Origin of the sequence: Kitasatospora sp. NPDC089913, assembly GCF_044748625.1 — a bacterium.
Taxonomy (GTDB): Bacteria; Actinomycetota; Actinomycetes; order Streptomycetales; family Streptomycetaceae; genus Kitasatospora.
The window spans coordinates 108,941-125,678 of sequence record NZ_JBIVGI010000012.1; the positions used below are offsets into that span (position 1 = coordinate 108,941).

General features: G+C 75.9%; 13 protein-coding genes. 10 read left to right on the forward strand and 3 right to left on the reverse strand.

What is annotated here, in order from left to right:
* Positions 1–9: 9 nt before the first annotated feature.
* The 5 genes from ACIPYS_RS20040 (at position 10) to ACIPYS_RS20060 (ending at position 5,075) form a co-directional block, all read left to right on the forward strand.
* Positions 10–1,824 carry a condensation domain-containing protein gene (locus ACIPYS_RS20040; RefSeq protein WP_400747656.1) on the forward strand — a complete coding sequence of 605 codons (1,815 nt, stop codon included), beginning with the start codon at positions 10–12 and terminating at the stop codon, positions 1,822–1,824.
* A gap of 129 nt (positions 1,825–1,953) precedes the next feature.
* Positions 1,954–2,364 (forward strand): hypothetical protein, encoded by a 411-nt coding sequence (locus ACIPYS_RS20045; protein ID WP_400747658.1) that lies wholly within the window; start codon positions 1,954–1,956, stop codon positions 2,362–2,364.
* 100 nt (positions 2,365–2,464) lie between these two features.
* Positions 2,465–3,463 (forward strand): DMT family transporter, encoded by a 999-nt coding sequence (locus ACIPYS_RS20050; RefSeq protein ID WP_400747660.1) that lies wholly within the window; start codon positions 2,465–2,467, stop codon positions 3,461–3,463.
* Positions 3,460–4,287 (forward strand): SDR family oxidoreductase, encoded by an 828-nt coding sequence (locus tag ACIPYS_RS20055; protein ID WP_173862005.1) that lies wholly within the window; start codon positions 3,460–3,462, stop codon positions 4,285–4,287. Before ACIPYS_RS20050 ends, ACIPYS_RS20055 begins: the two co-directional genes overlap by 4 nt.
* An 8-nt stretch (positions 4,288–4,295) precedes the next feature.
* Positions 4,296–5,075: a polysaccharide deacetylase family protein gene (locus tag ACIPYS_RS20060; protein WP_400747663.1), complete on the forward strand. Its 780-nt coding sequence runs from the start codon at positions 4,296–4,298 to the stop codon at positions 5,073–5,075.
* 137 nt (positions 5,076–5,212) lie between these two features.
* On the opposite strand, the gene ACIPYS_RS20065 is transcribed toward ACIPYS_RS20060, so the two are convergent.
* The 3 genes from ACIPYS_RS20065 to ACIPYS_RS20075 all read right to left on the reverse strand — a co-directional run bounded on the left by ACIPYS_RS20065 (position 5,213) and on the right by ACIPYS_RS20075 (position 8,516).
* Entirely contained in the window at positions 5,213–6,298 is a 1,086-nt protein-coding gene (locus ACIPYS_RS20065) for a hypothetical protein (protein ID WP_400747665.1), read from the reverse strand.
* Between the two features lie 14 nt (positions 6,299–6,312).
* Positions 6,313–7,269, reverse strand: coding sequence for an NAD-dependent epimerase/dehydratase family protein (locus ACIPYS_RS20070; protein WP_400747667.1), 957 nt, complete (start codon positions 7,267–7,269; stop codon positions 6,313–6,315).
* A 122-nt stretch (positions 7,270–7,391) separates the two neighbouring features.
* The gene (locus tag ACIPYS_RS20075; RefSeq protein WP_400747668.1) at positions 7,392–8,516 is read right to left on the reverse strand and encodes a DegT/DnrJ/EryC1/StrS family aminotransferase; all 1,125 of its coding nucleotides are present in this window, start codon (positions 8,514–8,516) and stop codon (positions 7,392–7,394) included.
* 516 nt (positions 8,517–9,032) lie between these two features.
* Between ACIPYS_RS20075 and ACIPYS_RS20080 the strand changes: the two genes are divergently transcribed.
* The 5 genes from ACIPYS_RS20080 (at position 9,033) to ACIPYS_RS20100 (ending at position 16,730) form a co-directional block, all read left to right on the forward strand.
* Positions 9,033–11,261, forward strand: a complete 2,229-nt coding sequence (locus ACIPYS_RS20080; protein WP_093858887.1) for an MMPL family transporter — start codon at positions 9,033–9,035, stop codon at positions 11,259–11,261.
* 308 nt (positions 11,262–11,569) lie between these two features.
* A complete protein-coding gene (locus ACIPYS_RS20085; RefSeq protein WP_093858886.1) occupies positions 11,570–12,769 on the forward strand; it encodes a sensor histidine kinase in 1,200 nt (399 codons plus the stop codon).
* The gene (locus ACIPYS_RS20090; protein WP_093858885.1) at positions 12,766–13,467 is read left to right on the forward strand and encodes a response regulator transcription factor; all 702 of its coding nucleotides are present in this window, start codon (positions 12,766–12,768) and stop codon (positions 13,465–13,467) included. Before ACIPYS_RS20085 ends, ACIPYS_RS20090 begins: the two co-directional genes overlap by 4 nt.
* A gap of 112 nt (positions 13,468–13,579) precedes the next feature.
* Positions 13,580–15,118 carry an alpha/beta hydrolase gene (locus tag ACIPYS_RS20095; protein WP_093858884.1) on the forward strand — a complete coding sequence of 513 codons (1,539 nt, stop codon included), beginning with the start codon at positions 13,580–13,582 and terminating at the stop codon, positions 15,116–15,118.
* A gap of 205 nt (positions 15,119–15,323) precedes the next feature.
* Positions 15,324–16,730 (forward strand): Hsp70 family protein, encoded by a 1,407-nt coding sequence (locus ACIPYS_RS20100; protein ID WP_400747671.1) that lies wholly within the window; start codon positions 15,324–15,326, stop codon positions 16,728–16,730.
* Positions 16,731–16,738 lie beyond the last annotated feature (8 nt).

Sequence of the window (16,738 nt, forward strand, 5' to 3'; positions counted from 1 at the left end):
CTGGACCACATGATCGGCCCGCTGGTAGCGTCCCGACCGCACCTCGCCCAGACCTGCGAACCGAAGGGCGCGATCGACGTGATGACGCACGACGTGACCGAGACCGAGGGCCTGATCACGGCCCGCTTCCACGGCGTGGGCGGCGGCTCCGGCCCGCTCACCCTCGGCCAGGACAACATGCTCCGCTGCATCGGGCGCGACCGGCCCGAACAGATCAACCGAGAGTCGGTCTGGCCCGTCCCCGAGGGCACCACCGTCGCCACCGCCGTCGACGCCCTGCGCGCACTGCTGGAACGGCACGAGTCGCTGCGCACCGCCTTCCCGCCCGGCCCCGGCCCGGACGGCTTCCCCGAACGCCAGGAGGTGCGCACCGAGGGCGAGTTCACCGTCGCCCTGGTCCCCGTCGGCGACCGCGAGGGTGCCGGGATCGACGCCCTCGCCGACGAGACGGGCCGGACCGACGTCGCCCTGCCCTTCGACCTCACCGCTGCCCCGCGGCTGCGCTTCACGCTGCTCACCGACGGACAACTCGTGCGCCGGCTGGTCGTGGTGGGCTGCCACGCCGGGGTCGACGGCGTCGCCGTCACCCTGCTCATCCGGGACTGGCTCGCCCTCGCCACCGGGGTGCGGCTGCCGCCCGCCGCCTCCCGCACCCCGCTGGAACTGGCCGCCCTGGAGCAGAGCCCCCAGGGGCGCCGCAAGACCGCGGCCGCGCTCAAGCACTGGGAGAGCGTCCTCACCACCGGGCCGTCGAGCTCCTTCTCCGTCGACGGCATGACCCCCGGCCCGTCCGAGGGCACGGCCGCCCTGCTGCTGCGCTCCCGGAATGCCGCCGCCGACCTCGAAGCGGTCTGCCGCCGCACCGCCGCCGGCCCGTCGGCCGTGCTGCTGGCCGTCTTCGCCGCCCTCGCCGCACACCGCGCGGCCCGCACCGACCTGGTGATCTCGGCCCTGTCGGCGAACCGCCAGCGCTCCGCCCTCGCCGACCACATCGGCACCCTGGCCCAGGACGCCCTGATCGCCCTCGAGGTCGGTCCCCTCGCCGAGGACGACGACCTGGACGCCCTGATCGGCCGTACCAAGGTCGCCTCCTTCACCGGCTACTGGCACAGCACGCTCAACGCGGACAAGGTCTGGCAACTGGTGGAGGACGTCGCGGAGCGGCGCGGCGCCCGCTTCGCCCGGCAGATCGTCGTCAACGACCTCAGCCTCGCCATCCCCGAGACCCTCTCCGAGGCCCGCCCCGCCGCGACCGCCGACCCCGAGGTGCTGTGGCTGCCGGACCAGCCGCTGCCGGTGCGCCTGATGCTCAACATCCTGCGGACCGCCGGCAGTCTGGAGTTCGCCCTGCTGGCCTGCCCCCAGGTGTTCGAGCGTGCCGACACCGAGCGCTTCGCCCGCGCCGTCCCCGCCGTACTCGCGGCCGCGGCGGCGGGACCGCTGCCGCTCTCCGGGCTGGCCGCCCTCAGTGGCCTGAGCCCCGCCACCCGCACCGGCGACTGGCGGCGGATCGGCGCCGACTGGATCGACCTCGAGGCCGTCCGCGCCCTGGTCGCCGACGCCCTCGGCACGCGGGCGACGGCGGTAGACCTCGGGTGCGAGGACGGCCGGCTCACCGCCCGGGTCGCCACCACCGAGCAGGACCTCATTCCGGCCGAGGTGCACCGCGCGGTCGTCGCCACCCTCCCCGGCCACGAGACCGCGATGGCCCCGCACCGCTACGCCGTCCACCGCCACCCCGGCCCGCTGCCGCCGCTCACCTGGCCGACCCTCCCCGCCCACGTGGAGGGTTCGGGCCGCGCGGAGGCGGCGCCGGCCGGGTAGCGGCCCGCCGGGGCCCGCCCCGGTCCTCCCGGGGAACGCCTGCACCCGCTCACGCGCCGCGTTCGGCCCTGTACCGTACGCGCTCCTTCCCGGGTAGCCTCCCGGTGGGGCGAGCGGAGGGGGAGGCGGATGCACGTCCGGGACATGGTGGCGGCGACGGTGGTGGCCGAGGTGGTGGGGCTGCTGTTCGCCTGCCTGCTGGCCCTGGCGGTGTGGCTGCTGCTGGGTGAGCAGTGGCTGCGCGACCTGCCCTGGGCCCTCGGTGCCCTCGGCGCCGTGGGGGTCGCGGTCGAGTACGACCGTGAACGTCCGCCGCGTCGGCTGCGCGGGCTGCTGTCCGGCCTGGCCGTCCTCGGTGTGGTGGCCGTCGGGGTCGCGACGGTGGCGGACCGCGTGCTGCCGGACGCCGCCGGGACCGGGCCGGTCGGCGCGATCGCCCTGTTCGTCGCGCTGCCGCTGGCCAACGGCGTGCTCGCCCTCGCCGCGGGCCGTCCGGCCCACGGCGCGCTCGCCGCCGCGGGCCGCCCGGCCGAGGGCTGACCCCGCCCGGCCCCGGGCCTCCCCGCTGCGGCTCGGCCGGGCCCGGCGGAGACTGGGGACGGACCCCGGCCCCCGGGGTGCCCCGGACGCCGGGAGGGCCATGCTGCTCGGACTCACCACCGCCCTGGTCGCCACCGTCTGCTTCGGCTTCGGCTCGGTGTTCCAGGCGGGCGGCGCGCGGGAGGCGCCGCACGCGGACCGGGTACGCGTCGGCCTGCTGGCCGCCCTGCTCCGGTCCTGGCGGTTCCTGCTCGGCACCGGCCTCGACATCGCGGGCTTCGCGCTGAGCGTCGTCGCCCTGCGCACCCTGCCGCTGTTCCTGGTCCAGGCCGTCACCAACGCCAGCCTGGCCGTCACCGCGCTCGCCGCCGCCCGGCTGCTCGGGGCCCGGCTGCACCGCGCCGACCTGCTGGGCATCGCCGCCGTGGTGGCCGGCCTGACCCTGCTGGCCCTCGGCTCCGGGCACGCGGGCCGGGACCACGCCTCGGCCGCGTTCCACTGGGCGCTGCTCGCCGCCACCGTGCTGATGCTGCTGCTCACGTTCGTCCTCGCCCGCCGCAGCGGGAACGCGGCGGCGGTCGGCCTCGGCCTGCTGGCGGGGGTCGGCTTCGGGGTCACCAGCCTCGCGGTCCGGGTCCTCGACGTCTCCGGGCCGCTGGACGTGTTCACCGACCCGGCCGCCTACGGGCTGGCCCTGGGCGGCCTCGGCGGGTACCTCGCCTACGCGCTGGCGCTCCAGCGCGGCACGGTGACGGCGGTGACCGCCGCCGGGACCGTCTCGGAGACCTTCGGCCCGGCGCTGGTCGGGGTGGTGGCGCTCGGTGACACCGCCAGGTCCGGTTACGCCTGGTGCGCGCTGACCGGGTTCGTGGTGGCGGTCGGCGGCACCTTCGTACTGTCCCGGTTCGGCGAGGTGGAGTCCGAGCTGGTCCCGTCCGCGCCGTCCGCGCCGTCCGCGCCGTCCCCGCCGTCCCCGCCGTCCGGTCCGGACGTGACCGGCCCGGACGTCACCCCGGTCGCCCGAACGGCTCCGCCATGCAAAGGTGATTTGCCGGACAAATCGGACGGCGAGACGCGCACAGAGCGGCAGGTGCCATGACCACGGACGCCACGGACAGCACGGACGGCACCGAAGACGCCCGTCCACGCTCCCGGGGGGCCCGGCGGTGCCCCGCCGACAACCCGCCGATCGCCCTCGTCACCGGAGCCTCCTCCGGCATCGGCGCCGCCACCGCCGAACGGCTCGCCGCCGCCGGCTGGCGGCTGCTGCTCTCCGGTACCGACCAGGCCCGCCTCGACGCCGTCGCCGCGCGCACCGGAGGCCGCCCGCTCCCCGCGGACCTCGCCAAACCCGACGGCGCCCAGCGCCTGGCCGAAGCCGCCCTCGCCGCCGCCGGCCGGGTGGACGCCCTGATCGCCAGCGCCGGTCTCGGCTGGCGCGGCCCCTTCGCGCAGACCCCCACCGACACCCTGGACCGGATGCTGGAGGTCAACCTCGCCGCCCCGCTCCGGCTGGCCCGGCTCCTCCTGCCCGCCATGCTGGAACGCGACCGGGGCCGGATCGTGCTGCTCGGCTCGATGGCCGGCCAGGTCGGCGTCCGCGAGGAGGCCGCCTACGCCGCCACCAAGGCCGGGCTGACCATGTTCGCCGAGAGCCTCTGGTACGAGCTGCGCGGCACCGGCGTCGGCGTCCGGCTGATCCTCCCGGGAGCGGTGGCGACCCCCTTCTTCGCCACCCGCGGCACCGACTACCAGCGCGAACGCCCCCGCCCCGTCTCCGCCGAGGCGGTCGCCGACCTCGTCCACGCGGCGATCACCACCGACCGCGACCGCGCCTTCCTGCCGCACTGGCTGGACCTCCCGGCCCGGATCCACGGCGCCGCCCCGGGCTTCTTCCGGCGGATGGCGGCCCGGTTCGGGTGAGGGTCCGGATGGGCACCGGCCTCCTGCTCGGCGCCGCCGCCGGCGTCGAACTGCTCCACCTCGCCCCGGCCGCCGTCCGACTGCCGCCCGTCAAGCGCCTGCTGGCCCGCCGCACCGCCGGCTGGGGCACCGTCCCGGGGCACCTCGCCCTCACCTTCGACGACGGCCCCGACCCGCGCGGCACCCCGCCGATCCTGGACGCCCTCGACGCCCTCGGCCTCCGCGCCACCTTCTTCCTCCTCGGCGCGATGCTCGAACGCTCCCCGGACCTCGGCCGCGAGCTCGTCGCCCGGGGCCACGAGGTCGCCGTGCACGGCTGGCACCACGGCCGCCAGTACTACCCCGCCCCCGCCCGCGACCTGCGCGAACTGCGCCGCGCCACCGAGGCCGTGACCGCCCTCACCGGCACGCCCCCGCTCTGGTACCGCCCGCCCTACGGCGTCCTGACCGCCGGCCAGGCGCTGGCCGCCCGCCGCCTCGGCCTGCGCACGGTGCTGTGGACGGCCTGGGGCCGGGACTGGGAGCCGGGCGCCACCGGCCCCTCCGTACTCGCCACCGCCCGCCCCCACCTCACCGGCGGCGCCACCCTCCTCCTGCACGACTCCGACTGCACCTCCGCCCCCGACTCCTGGCGCGCCGCCCTCGCCGCCCTCCCCCTCCTCGCCGCCCACTGCCGCGCCCGGGGGATCACCCTCGGGCCGCTGCGTGACCACGGAATTCCCCGAAGCGGGTCCGGGGGCCGCGTCTCTCGGGCAGGAAATGCCATAGCCGGGCCTCCCGTTCAGTGATGACGACCTGTCATGCGGGCGCCTGGGGGGAGGAGTTCCAACAGCGCCAGACATGACACGGCCCGCGGTGCGCCATCGGGATCCTCTGGGTGAGGTCAACCAGGAACCGCTGTAACCGGGCCCTGTCAGGTGGCTTGTCAGGCCAGGCCGACTTGTTCCAGGGCCGCCGCGAAGCCGGTGCGCCAGCCCTCCGGGGTGGCGCCGGGGGAGGGGGGTGGTTCGGGGCGGGTGAGGGCGGCGAGGGCGGAGCGGACGACCTCGGCGGGGCGGGCGGAGACGACATCGGCGTGGCCCAGCTCCAGTTCGTGCTGGAGGTTGTCCCGGCCGTGGCCCTGGACGACGTCCAGGAGCAGGAGGCGCCGGCCGAGGGCGCGGGCCTCGCTGCAGGTGTCGCCGGAGCTGGTGACGACGAGGTCGGCGGCGGACATCAGGGCGGGTACCCGGTCGGTCCAGCCGTAGGGGTGCAGCCGGGGCCGGTGGGTGGCGGCGTGGCGCAGGCGGCGTTCGAGTTCGGCGTTGCTCCCCGCCACCGCGAGCACGTGCGGTCCGGCGTCGGCGAGTTCGGCAGCGGTACGGGCGAGCGGGCCGAGGCCCCAGGCGCCGGACATCAGCAGCACGCAGCGCGCGTCCGGCGGCACGCCCAGCTCCGCCCGCGCCTCGGCGCGGGAGGGCGGCCGGTAGAACGGCGCGCGCAGCGGTGCGGGCAGGACGGCCACCGGCGCGTCCGGGCGGTAGCGGCGGACGCCGCAGGCGGCGACCTCGGAGGTGACCAGGAACAGGTCGGTGCCGTCCTGCACCCAGAGCCGGTGCGGGGTGACGTCGGTGCAGAGCACCAGGTGCCGGAAGGCCGGCGGGTCGCCGCGCAGCCGGTTGACGGCGGAGGTGGCGGTCGCGAAGACCGAGACCACCAGTTCCGGGCGCTGCTCGGCGAGCAGCGCCCGGACGGCGGGTACCAGCCGCCGCCGGGCCGCCGCGTCGGCGAGCAGGGCGATCCGGGCGCCGGGGCGCAGGGCGGAGAAGTGGAACGCGTCGTAGACGCCGGGCAGGTCGAGCAGCCGCCGGAAAACGGCCTCCCCGGCGTTGCCCGCGTGCTGCCCGAGCAGGGCCATCGCGTCGACCGTGGCGGTGGTCCAGCCGCGTGCCTCCAGGGAGTCGGCGCAGGCCCGGGCCATCACGTCGTGGCCCTGGCCGAGCGATCCGGAGACCAGCAGCGCGTGCGGCACCGCCCGGCCCCGGTTCAGGCGCCCTGGCGGGGGCCGGCCGCGGGCGCGGCCTCGGAGCGGTACCAGTCGGCGTATCGCCGCACGCCGTCGGTGAAGTTGGTGTGCGGGGACCAGCCGAGCAGCCGCTTGGCCTGCGCGGCGGAGATCCGGCGCCCGGCGTAGTCGGCGGTGCGGGCCTCGATGTGTTCGATGCTGACCGGTCCGAGCAGCCGGTCCACGGTGTCGGCGATGTCGCGGACCGAGACGGCGGTGGAGCCCTCCAGCGCGAAGGTCTGGTCCTCGGCGGCGGGGGAGAGGGCGCGGACGTGCGCGTCGGCGAGGTCCTCGACGTAGACGAAGTTGCGGCTCTGCCGCCCGTCGCCGGCGATGGTGATCGGCCGCCCGTCGAGCGCGGCCTGCACGAACCGGGCGACGACCAGCTCGTCGCGCATCCGCGGCCCGTACGGGATGCCGTACCGCAGGATGGTGAAGTGCCGCCCGTACAGCTCGCGGTAGCTGTGCACGAGCATCTCGGCGGCCAGTTTGGTGGCGACGTAGAGGTGCCCGCTGTGCTCGAGCTCGATCGGCACGTGCTCGTCGAGCTCCTGCTCCTCGTCCTCCATGCCGGCCTCGCCGAGGGCGGCCCCGTACACCCAGACGGTGCTGGCCAGGACGGTCCGGCTGAGGTCGTTGCGACGGGCGGCCTCGAGCACCGCCTCGGTCCCGTCGATGTTGGCCCGCACGGCGCCGACCGGGTCGGCGGCGACCCGCTCGACGTCGGCCTGCGCGGCCAGGTGGAAGACCACCTCGCAGCCGTCCAGGGCGGCGGTGAGGGCGGGCAGGTCGAGGATGTCGATCCGCGCGTGGTCGGCGTCGGGGTTGAGGTACTTGTCGGTGGAGTCCACCGCGAGCACCTCGTGCCCGGCGGCGAGCAGCCGGTCGACGACGTGTGAGCCGATGAAGCCGCATCCTCCGGTGACCGCTATCCGCACGGTTCTCTCCTGTCTCTCTGTCGACTGACTGCTCCCGACTGACTGCTCCCGGCCGGGTGCTCCCGGCCGACTGCGCCCGACGGTTCCCGCGACCGGCGCGGTCCGTCGGCCCGTGAGGTCCGTCAGCCCGTGAAGCGGCGATGGACGGCGGACACCGCCTCGATCACCAGCTCGGTCTCGTCCTCGGTCATGTCGGAGTGCACCGGCAGGCAGATCTGCCGGGCGCAGACGTCCTCGGCGACCGGCAGCGCCGCCCGCCGGTAAGGGGCGAGCACCGGCTGCAGGTGCAGCGGCAGGTCGTAGACCTCGCCGGACAGCCGGACGTCGTACTCCTCGGCGACGGCCCGCTTGAACGCCGCGCGGTCGGTGCCGGGCGGCAGCAGGGCGACGTACTTGTAGTAGTTGCCGCGGGAGCCGGCCGGTTCGAGGACGGGGGTCAGGCCGTCCAGCGCGCCGAGCGCGGCGTCGTAGCGCTGGGCGACCCGGCGCCTGGTCTCCACGAACTCCTTGAGCCGGCGCAGGTGGACGGTGCCGATGGCGGCGTTGGGCTCGCTCATCCGCCACGACGCGCCGAGCCGCACGTGGTGGTTGGTGGTGAAGGAGCCCTTGCCCTGGTCGCGGTGGATCCGGGCCTCGTCGCGCAGTTCGGCGGACTCGGTGAGGATCATGCCGCCCTCGCCGCTGGTGGTGACCTTGGTCGGGTAGAAGGAGAAGGCTCCGGCCGTGCCGAAGGTGCCGGCGGCCCGCCCGAGGTAGCTGCTGCCGTGCGCGTGCGCGGCGTCCTCGACCAGCGGGATGCCCCGGGCGTCGCAGATCGCGCGCAGCGCGTCGACCTCGGGGGTGATCAGTCCGCCGATGTGGACCAGCACCACGGCGGCGGTGTCCGGGGTGAGGGCGGCCTCCAGGGTGTCCGGGCCGAGCGCGAGGGTGGCCGGGTCGACGTCGGCGAGGACCGGCCGGCCGCCTGCGTGCAGGACCGCACCGGCGGTCGCGTAGAAGGTGACGGCGGGGACGACCACGTCGCGGCCGCGGACGTCGAGGCCGCGCAGGACGATCTCCAGTGCGGCGGTGCCGCTGGCGACGGCGACCGCGTGCGTGGCGCCGTGCTCGGAGGCGAACGACTGCTCGAACCGTTCGGTCCAGGGGCCGAGGGTGAGTGCGCCGGTGGCGAGCATCTCGCTCACCGCCTCCGCGACGGCCGCGCGGTCGTTCTCGTCGAACACGATGCGGGCGGCGGGAACGCCCATGGGCCACCTCCGGCAGCGGGTCGAGCTGCGGACGGGCGGTGTTCCGGGGGCCTGCGGGCTTCCCGGTCACCGGGGACGGACAGAAGCGAACGAACCGGTGCGAAACGTCCGGTCCAGGCACATCACGCTACTTCGCCGGTCGGGACGCGGCCCGTCCGTACCCCCGCCCGGGTGACCCGGCCGACCTCGGGCCCGGTGCCCCCCCGTGCCCCCGGAACCCCGACCCGGGCTCCCGCCGCCCTCGGCCGCAGGTCGGAGCCGGAACGCGGCGGCCGCGCTCCGGGCACTACGCCGCCCGGGTCGTCCTGCTGCGTCCGCAGTAGTCCGGAATGCCTGCGCTGGGCCGACGCCGACGAGACGCCCGCCCGAGCAGGATGGCCATGCTCCGGAAGCCCCTGGCCGCGACGGCCGGGCAGCGCTCCCGGCCACCGATCCCGCTGGACGGCCGCCGTCCGACGGGCCCGCTGTCCGAAATCCGACGCCTGACGTCCGACATCCGAAGGAGTCCGCTCTCCCGTGGCCACTTTCCTGTACCGCCTGGGCCGATGGTCCTTCCTCAGGCGCCGGCTGGTGACCCTGCTCTGGGTCGCCCTGCTGGCCGCCGTGGGGGTGCTGGCCGCCAAGGCGCCCGCCGCCCCCGACGACGGCTTCGCCATGCCCGGCACCGAGGCGCAGAAGGCCTTCGACCTCATGGACGAGCGCTTCCCCGGCGCCATGTCCGACGGTGCCTCGGCCCGGATCGTCTTCGTCGCGCCGTCCGGCCAGAAGATCACCGCGGCCCAGAACCAGCAGACGGTCGACAAGGCGGTCGCCGAGCTCGCCCACGGCGAGCAGGTCCTCTCGGCCACCGGACCGTTCAAGGCCGGCGCCGTCTCCCAGGACGGCACCACCGCGTACGCGACGGTCAGCTACGACGCCAAGCCCGGCAAGGTCTCCACCGGGGCCACCGAGGCCCTGGAGCAGGCCGCCCAGCACGCCCGGGACGCCGGCCTCACCGTGGACATCGGCGGCACGGCCCTGATGGCCGGCGCCGAGGCGGGCGGGTCCGCCGAGGCGATCGGCATGGCGATCTCGGCCGTCGTCCTGGTGATCACCTTCGGCTCGCTGCTGGCCGCCGGACTCCCGCTGCTCACCGCGGTGATCGGCGTCGGGCTCGGTATCGCGCTGATCACCGGTCTCGGCAGCGTGCTCGGCCTGTCCAGCACCACCAGCACCCTGGCGATGATGCTCGGCCTCGCCGTCGGCATCGACTACGCGGTCTTCATCGTGTCCCGCTACCGGGCCGAGCTGCTCGACGGGTACGCCCCCAAGGAGGCCGCCGGGCGGGCCGTCGGCACGGCCGGATCGGCCGTGGTGTTCGCGGGGCTCACCGTGATCATCGCGCTGGCCGGGCTCTCCGTGGTGGGCATCCCGCTGCTGGCCAAGATGGGCCTGGCGGCGGCCGGCACCGTGGTGATCGCCGTCCTGGTCGCGCTCACCCTCGTCCCCGCGCTGCTCGGCTTCATCGGTCAGCGGGTGCTGCCGCGCAAGCTCCGCAAGCGGGGCCGGGCCGCGGCGGGCGACACCGGTCGCCCCAACGGCGGTACCCGCTGGGCCCGGTTCGTGCTGCGCCGTCCGGTCGCCGTGCTGGTCGGCGGTGTGATCGGGCTCGGCGTGCTCGCGCTGCCCGCGCTCGACCTGAGGCTCGGCCTGCCGGGCGACGAGGCCAAGCCGACCTCCACCACCCAGCGCCGCGCCTACGACCACCTCTCCGAGGGCTTCGGCCCCGGTTTCAACGGTCCGCTGACCGTGCTGGTCGACGTCAAGGGCGTGCCCGACCCCAAGGCCGCCGCCCAGCAGGTCGGCGACGCCGTGAAGGGCCTGCCCGGCGTGGTCGCGGTCACCCCGGCGGCCTTCAACCAGGCCGGGGACACCGCCATCGTCACCGCCATGCCGGCCACCGGGCCGAGCGAGGCCGCGACCACCGACCTGGTCCACGCCATCCGTGACAAGGCGCCGGGTCTCAAGTCCGCCACCGGCGCGACCGTGCTGGTCAGCGGTCCGACGGCGATGAACATCGACGTCTCGCAGAAGCTCAACGACGCGCTGCTGCCCTACCTGGCGGTGGTGGTCGGCCTCGCCGTGGTGCTGCTGCTGGTGGTCTTCCGCTCGGTGCTCGTCCCGATCAAGGCCGCCGCCGGATTCCTGCTCTCGGTGGCCGCCGCGCTCGGCGCCGTCGTGGCGGTCTTCCAGTGGGGCTGGCTGGCCGAGCTGATCGGGATCGAGCAGACCGGCCCGGTGATGAGCATGATGCCGATCTTCATGATCGGCGTGGTGTTCGGCCTGGCCATGGACTACGAGGTGTTCCTGGTCACCCGGATCCGCGAGGCCTACGTGCACGGCGAGGAACCCGGCGAGGCCGTGGTCACCGGCTTCCGGTACAACGCCCGGGTGGTCACGGCCGCCGCGCTCATCATGATCAGCGTGTTCGCCGGCTTCATCGGCATGAACGAGCCGATGATCAAGATGATGGGCTTCGGCCTGGCCGCGGCCGTCGCCTTCGACGCGTTCGTGGTCCGGATGGCGATCGTCCCGGCCGCCCTGGCCCTGCTCGGCCGCCGCGCCTGGTGGCTGCCGCGCCCGCTGGAGCGGATCGTCCCCGACGTCGACGTCGAGGGCGCCAACCTCCGGACCGAGCCGCCGCTCCCCGGCACCCCCGCCGACGGGACCGGCAGCGAACCGGCCCGCCACTCGGTCGGCGTCTGAGTACCCCGCCCCGCCGCGATCCCTCTCCCCGGGACCGCGGCGGGGCGGCCCGTGTTCCGGCCACCCCGCCGGCCCGTGTACCGGCCACCCCGTCGGCCGGTGTTCCGGCCACCCCGCCGGCCCGTGTACCGGCCACCCCGTCGGCCGGTGTTCCGGCCACCCCGCCGGACCGGTCAAAATGGTACGAACCGCAGACGAACGCCGCCGGCGGACCGCAGTCGGACCGAACGACCGTGTACTGCGTCCGCAGTACACGCCCAACCGCCCGAACCCCTTGCCGACCGGTCCGGGCCCGTGGAGAGCCGAGCATGACCGACACCTGGCCGCGCCGCTTCCGCCGCCGCCACCCCCGCCTGCTCGACACGCTGCTCGTGCTCGGCGTGTTCACCGCCACCGCGGGCACCACCACCGTCGACCGCCTCGGCAACCACCTGGCGCCCAATCCGCGGGCACTGGTCCTGGCCGTCGTCACCAGTGCCGCCGTCTTCCTCCACCGGCGCCACCCCCGCGCGCTGTTCGGGATCGCCTTCGCCGGCGCCCTGGCCATCTGCCTCGTCGCGACCCAGCTCAACGTCGGGCTGGTCACCCCGCTGATCGTCGCGCTCTACTTCCTCGCGGTCCACACCGACCGCACCACCGCGCGGATCGCCACCGCCGTCTCGGCCGCCCTGGTCACCGGCGCCACGTTCGTCGCCGAGCCCGGCGCCCCGATCGGCGCCCGGATCGGCTTCGTCGCCTGGATCCTGCTGCCCGGAGCCATCGGCGACTCCGTCCGCACCCGCCGCGCACACCTGGCCGCCATCGAGGAACGCGCCGAACGGGCCGAGCGAACCCGGGAGGAAGAGGCCCGTCGCCGGGTCGCCGACGAACGCATCCGGATCGCCCGCGACCTGCACGACGTCGTCGCGCACCACATCGCGCTCGCCAACGCCCAGGCCGGGATCGCCGTCCACCTGCTCGACCGCAACCCGGCCCAGGCCCGCGAGATGCTCAGCCACCTCACCGACGCCACCGGCTCCGCGCTGCGCGAGCTCAAGGCCACCGTCGGCCTGCTGCGCCGCGCCGACGACCCGGAGGCGCCGCTCGAACCGGCGCCCGGCCTGGACCGGCTGCCCGACCTCGTCGACGCCTTCGAACGCGCCGGGCTGCCGGTGCGGCTCACCGTCGAGGGGGAGCGGCAGCGACTGTCCCCGGGCGTCGACCTCACCGCCTACCGGATCCTCCAGGAATCCCTGACCAACGTGTCCAAGCACGCCGCCGGCAGTGCCGCCGACGTCACCCTCACCTACTCCGGCGGCAGGTTCCTGCTGACCGTCGCCAACGACCGCCCGCCGCGCCCGGTCCCGCCCGCGTCCGCCCCGGCCGGCGGCGGCTTCGGCCTGATCGGCATGCGCGAGCGGGCCGCCGCCGTGGGCGGCCGCCTCAGCGCCGACCGCCGGCCCGGCGGCGGCTTCCTGGTCTCCGCCGAACTGCCCCTGCGCACAGCAGCCCGAGAGGAACCCGCGTGACCATCCGAGTACTGCTCGCCGACGACCAGGCCCTGCTGCGCGGCGCCTTCCGCGTGCTCATCGACGCCGAGGACGACATGGAGGTGGTCGGCGAGGCCGCCGACGGCCGGGAGGCGGTCGAACTGGCCCGGGCCACCCGCCCCGACGTGGTCCTGATGGACATTCGGATGCCCGGCGTCGACGGCCTCTCCGCCACCGCCGCCATCTGCGGCGACCCCGACCTCGCCGGCACCCGGGTGCTCATCCTCACCACCTTCGAGATCGACGAGTACGTGGCCCAGGCCCTGCGCGCCGGCGCCGGCGGCTTCCTCGGCAAGGACGCCGAACCCACCGAACTGCTCGCCGCCCTGCGCCGGGTCGCCGCCGGCGAACCGCTGCTGTCGGCCGCCGCCACCCGCGCCGTCATCGACCGGCTGCTCGCCCAGCCCGACCCGGACGGGGCTCCGGCCGCCGCCCCCGAGCGCCTGGCCGCGCTGACCGCCCGGGAGCGCGAGGTGATGGCGATGGCCGCCACCGGCCTCAGCAACGAGGAGATCGCCGCCCGGATGTACGTCAGCCCGTTCACGGTGCGCACCCACGTCCACCGGGCGATGGCCAAGCTCGACGCCCGCGACCGCGCCCAGCTCGTCGCCCTCGCCTACCAGACCGGCCTGGTCCGGACGCCCCGCCCGGCCCCGGGCCCGGGCCCGAACGACTGATCCCCGTCGGCCGGTCCCGAGGCGCAGGTCCCGAGGCGCTGGGCCCCGGGCGCCGATCAGTACCACCCCGGGGGGATGACACCCGGGGGCATCGACCCTATGGTCCAGACCTATGTTGAGGAGATTACGGCCCACCGGCCCCTTGAGAACCGTCGGCGCCGCGCTCGCCCTGGCCCTCGCCGGGGCCACCGCCGGCGTCGGCGCCGCCGAAGCGGCACCGGAGCGGCCGACCGTGCCCCTGGTCTGGACCGACTGCCCCGCCGACCCGTCCGGGGCCCCGGTGGACCCCCGGCTGCGCTGCACCACCCTGAACGTGCCGCTGGACTACCGCGAGCCGCGCGGGCGGACCATCGGGATCGCGGTCTCCAGGCTCCCCACCGCCAAGCCGGGGCTGCGCCGGGGGATCCTGGTCCACAACGGCGGCGGCCCGGGCGTGGCGAGCCTGCACCTGCCGAGCGCCCAGGAGTCCGGCTACCCGCAGGAGGTGCTGGACCGCTACGACCTGGTGGGCTTCGACCCGCGCGGGGTCGGCCGCAGCACCCCGGTCAGCTGCGGGCGGACGGCCGCCGAGGTGCCGTACGAGCTGGTGTTCCCCTTCCCCGCGCCGGACGGCTCGATCGCCCCCAACGTGCGCTTCGCCCGCGACCTGGCCCGCGACTGCCTGGCCCGCAACGGCGACTCGATCCGCCACCTCACGACCGCCAACACGGCCCGCGACCTGGACCGGATCCGGGCCGCGCTCGGCGAACCGAGGATCTCCTACCGCGCCGCCTCGTACGGCACCTACCTGGGCGTCGTCTACGCCGAGCTGTTCCCGGGGCGGACCGACCGCTTCGTGCTGGACGGCAACGTCAGCCCCAACGTCACCTGGCAGGACCGGCTCGCCACCTGGGACCGCGCGAGCGAGCTGCGCTTCGAGGACTTCGCCCGCTGGGCGGCCGAGCGCGACACCACCCTGCGCTTCGGCGCCACCCCGGCGGCCGTCCGCGCCAACTACCTCGCCCTGGCGGCGGAACTGGACCGGACACCGGTGACCCACCCGGTGGCCGGACCGGTCAACGGCAACCTCTGGCGCACGCTCTACCGGCTGGACTCGTACCACACCGCGCTGTTCCAGGAGATCGCCGACTGGTGGCGCTTCCTCGCCGACGACGGCGCCGGCCCGGTCCCGTACTGGTGGCTGGCGAAGGGCACCCCGGGCATCCCGGAGGACAACGACGTGGCCGCGCTGACCGCCGTGCTCTGCGGCGACACCCCGGCGCCGCGCGACCTCGGCCACTACCGGCGGGCGGTCGCGGAGAGCCGGCAGCGCAACCCGATCGTGGCCGGCATGGGCGCCAACATCTGGCCCTGCGCGTTCTGGCCGGCCCCGGTCGAGCCCGCCGTCCGGATCACCGGCCGGGGCCCCGCCAACATCCTGCTCCTCCAGACCGAGCGCGATCCGGCCACCCCGCTGGTCGGCGCCCTCGGCATGCGGGCGACCCTGGGCGGGCGCGCCCGCATGGTCACCGTCGACGGCGGCAACCACGGCGCCTACGACCGCTCCGTCCCGTCCTGCGCGGTCACCGCCGCCGACCGCTTCCTGACCACCGGCACCCTGCCGCCCCGCGACCTCACCTGCGCCCCGGACCCGGCCCCCACCACCGGCTGACCACAGCCGGAGCGGCCTTCCCCGGGAGGCCGCTCCGCCCGGCGCCCCAGCGGGTTCAGGGGCCGGTGAAACCCCTGCTGGGTTCGTCGGCGCGCTCCGGGCGGAGCCGAGCCGGGGCGAATGACGCCACCGGCGGCGGTCCGGGCGGAACAAAACCGCCGTCGGGCGGATCCGAGAGGGAGACCCGGAGCGAGGAGGGACCCCCGTGGGTGCGAGTGCCGTCGAGTCCGTGCTGGCCGTCGACTTCGGGACCACCACCACCTGTGCCGCGCTGGCGCGGGGCGGGTCGGTGCGGCGGCTGCGGGAGCCGATCGGGGACGGGTGGGCCTGGCCGTCGGCGGTGCTGCTGGCCGGGAACCGGCCGCACGTCGGGTCGGCGGCCGAGCAGCGGCGGCTGCTCGACCCCGCCGCTTACCGGGACGAACTCAAGCGGACCCTCGGCCGGGGTGTGCCGGTCGACCTCGGCGGGCGCGGGCATCCGGCCGGGCTGCTGGTGTCGCTGCTGCTCCAGGCCGTGCGGGCGGAGGCCGAGCGGGCCAACGGCGGACCGGTCGACCGGAGCGTGCTCACCGTCCCCGCCGCCTACGGGCCGGCCGACCCGCGCGGGGAGGAACTGCTGGATGCGGCCCGGCGCGCCGGGCTGCCCGGGCCCGAGCTCTGCCCGGAACCCGTCGCCGGGGCGCTCGCCCCGCTCGCCGGCGGACCGCTGCCGCCGGGCAGCACCGTCCTGGTGCACGACCTCGGCGGCGGCACCTTCGACACCGCCCTGGTGCGGCTGCCCGGAGAGGACGGCCGCCCCGGCCCCGCCGTGCTCGCCCACGACGGCGAGGAGTACGGCGGCCGGGACTTCGACGCCCTGGTGTACGCCGAACTCCTCGCCCGGGGCGGCCCGGAGCTGGCGGCCCTGCTCCCACCGGAGCACGGGGAGGAGAACAGGGACGCGGCGCAGGACGACACCGCGCTGCGTCACCGGATCCAGCTGCTCGACCTCGCCCGGCGGCTGAAGCACCGGCTCGCCTACGAGAGCGCCCCCGCCGAGGTGTTCGCCCCGGCCGGGCGGGTGCTGGGTCTGCACCGGGACCGGTTCCTGCGGCAGGCCGAGCCGCTGTACGCGCGCACCACCGCCTGCTGCGCACGGCTGCTTGCCGAGACCGCGCTGCTCGACACCACCGGCCGCCCGCCGAGGCCCGACGCGGTGGTGGTGATCGGCGGCTCCAGCCGGCTGCCGGGCCTGGTGGAGCACGTCGCGCAGACGCTGGGGCTGCCGGTGGTCCTGGCCGAGGACCCGCGCACCGCCGTCGCCGAGGGCGCGGCCGCCTGGGCCGCCGCCCGGGTCGTGCGCACCGTCGAGGCGTCCGGCCCGGTCCCTGAGCGGACGCCGCTGCGCTGGCCGCTGCCGCCCGGCGGCGCGGTCCTGCTCGAGTGGTCGGTCGGCCCCGGTCGCCGCTACCCGGCCGGGGCGGTGCTGGGCCGGGCCCGGGCCGCCGACGGCTCGCTGCTGCACCTCTCGGCGCCCGCGCCGGGCCGGGTACGGGCCCAGCACGCCCGCCCGGGGGAGCAGGTGCGGGACGGCGACTGGCTGATGACGGTCGAACAGCATCACGAGGACTGACCGGGTCG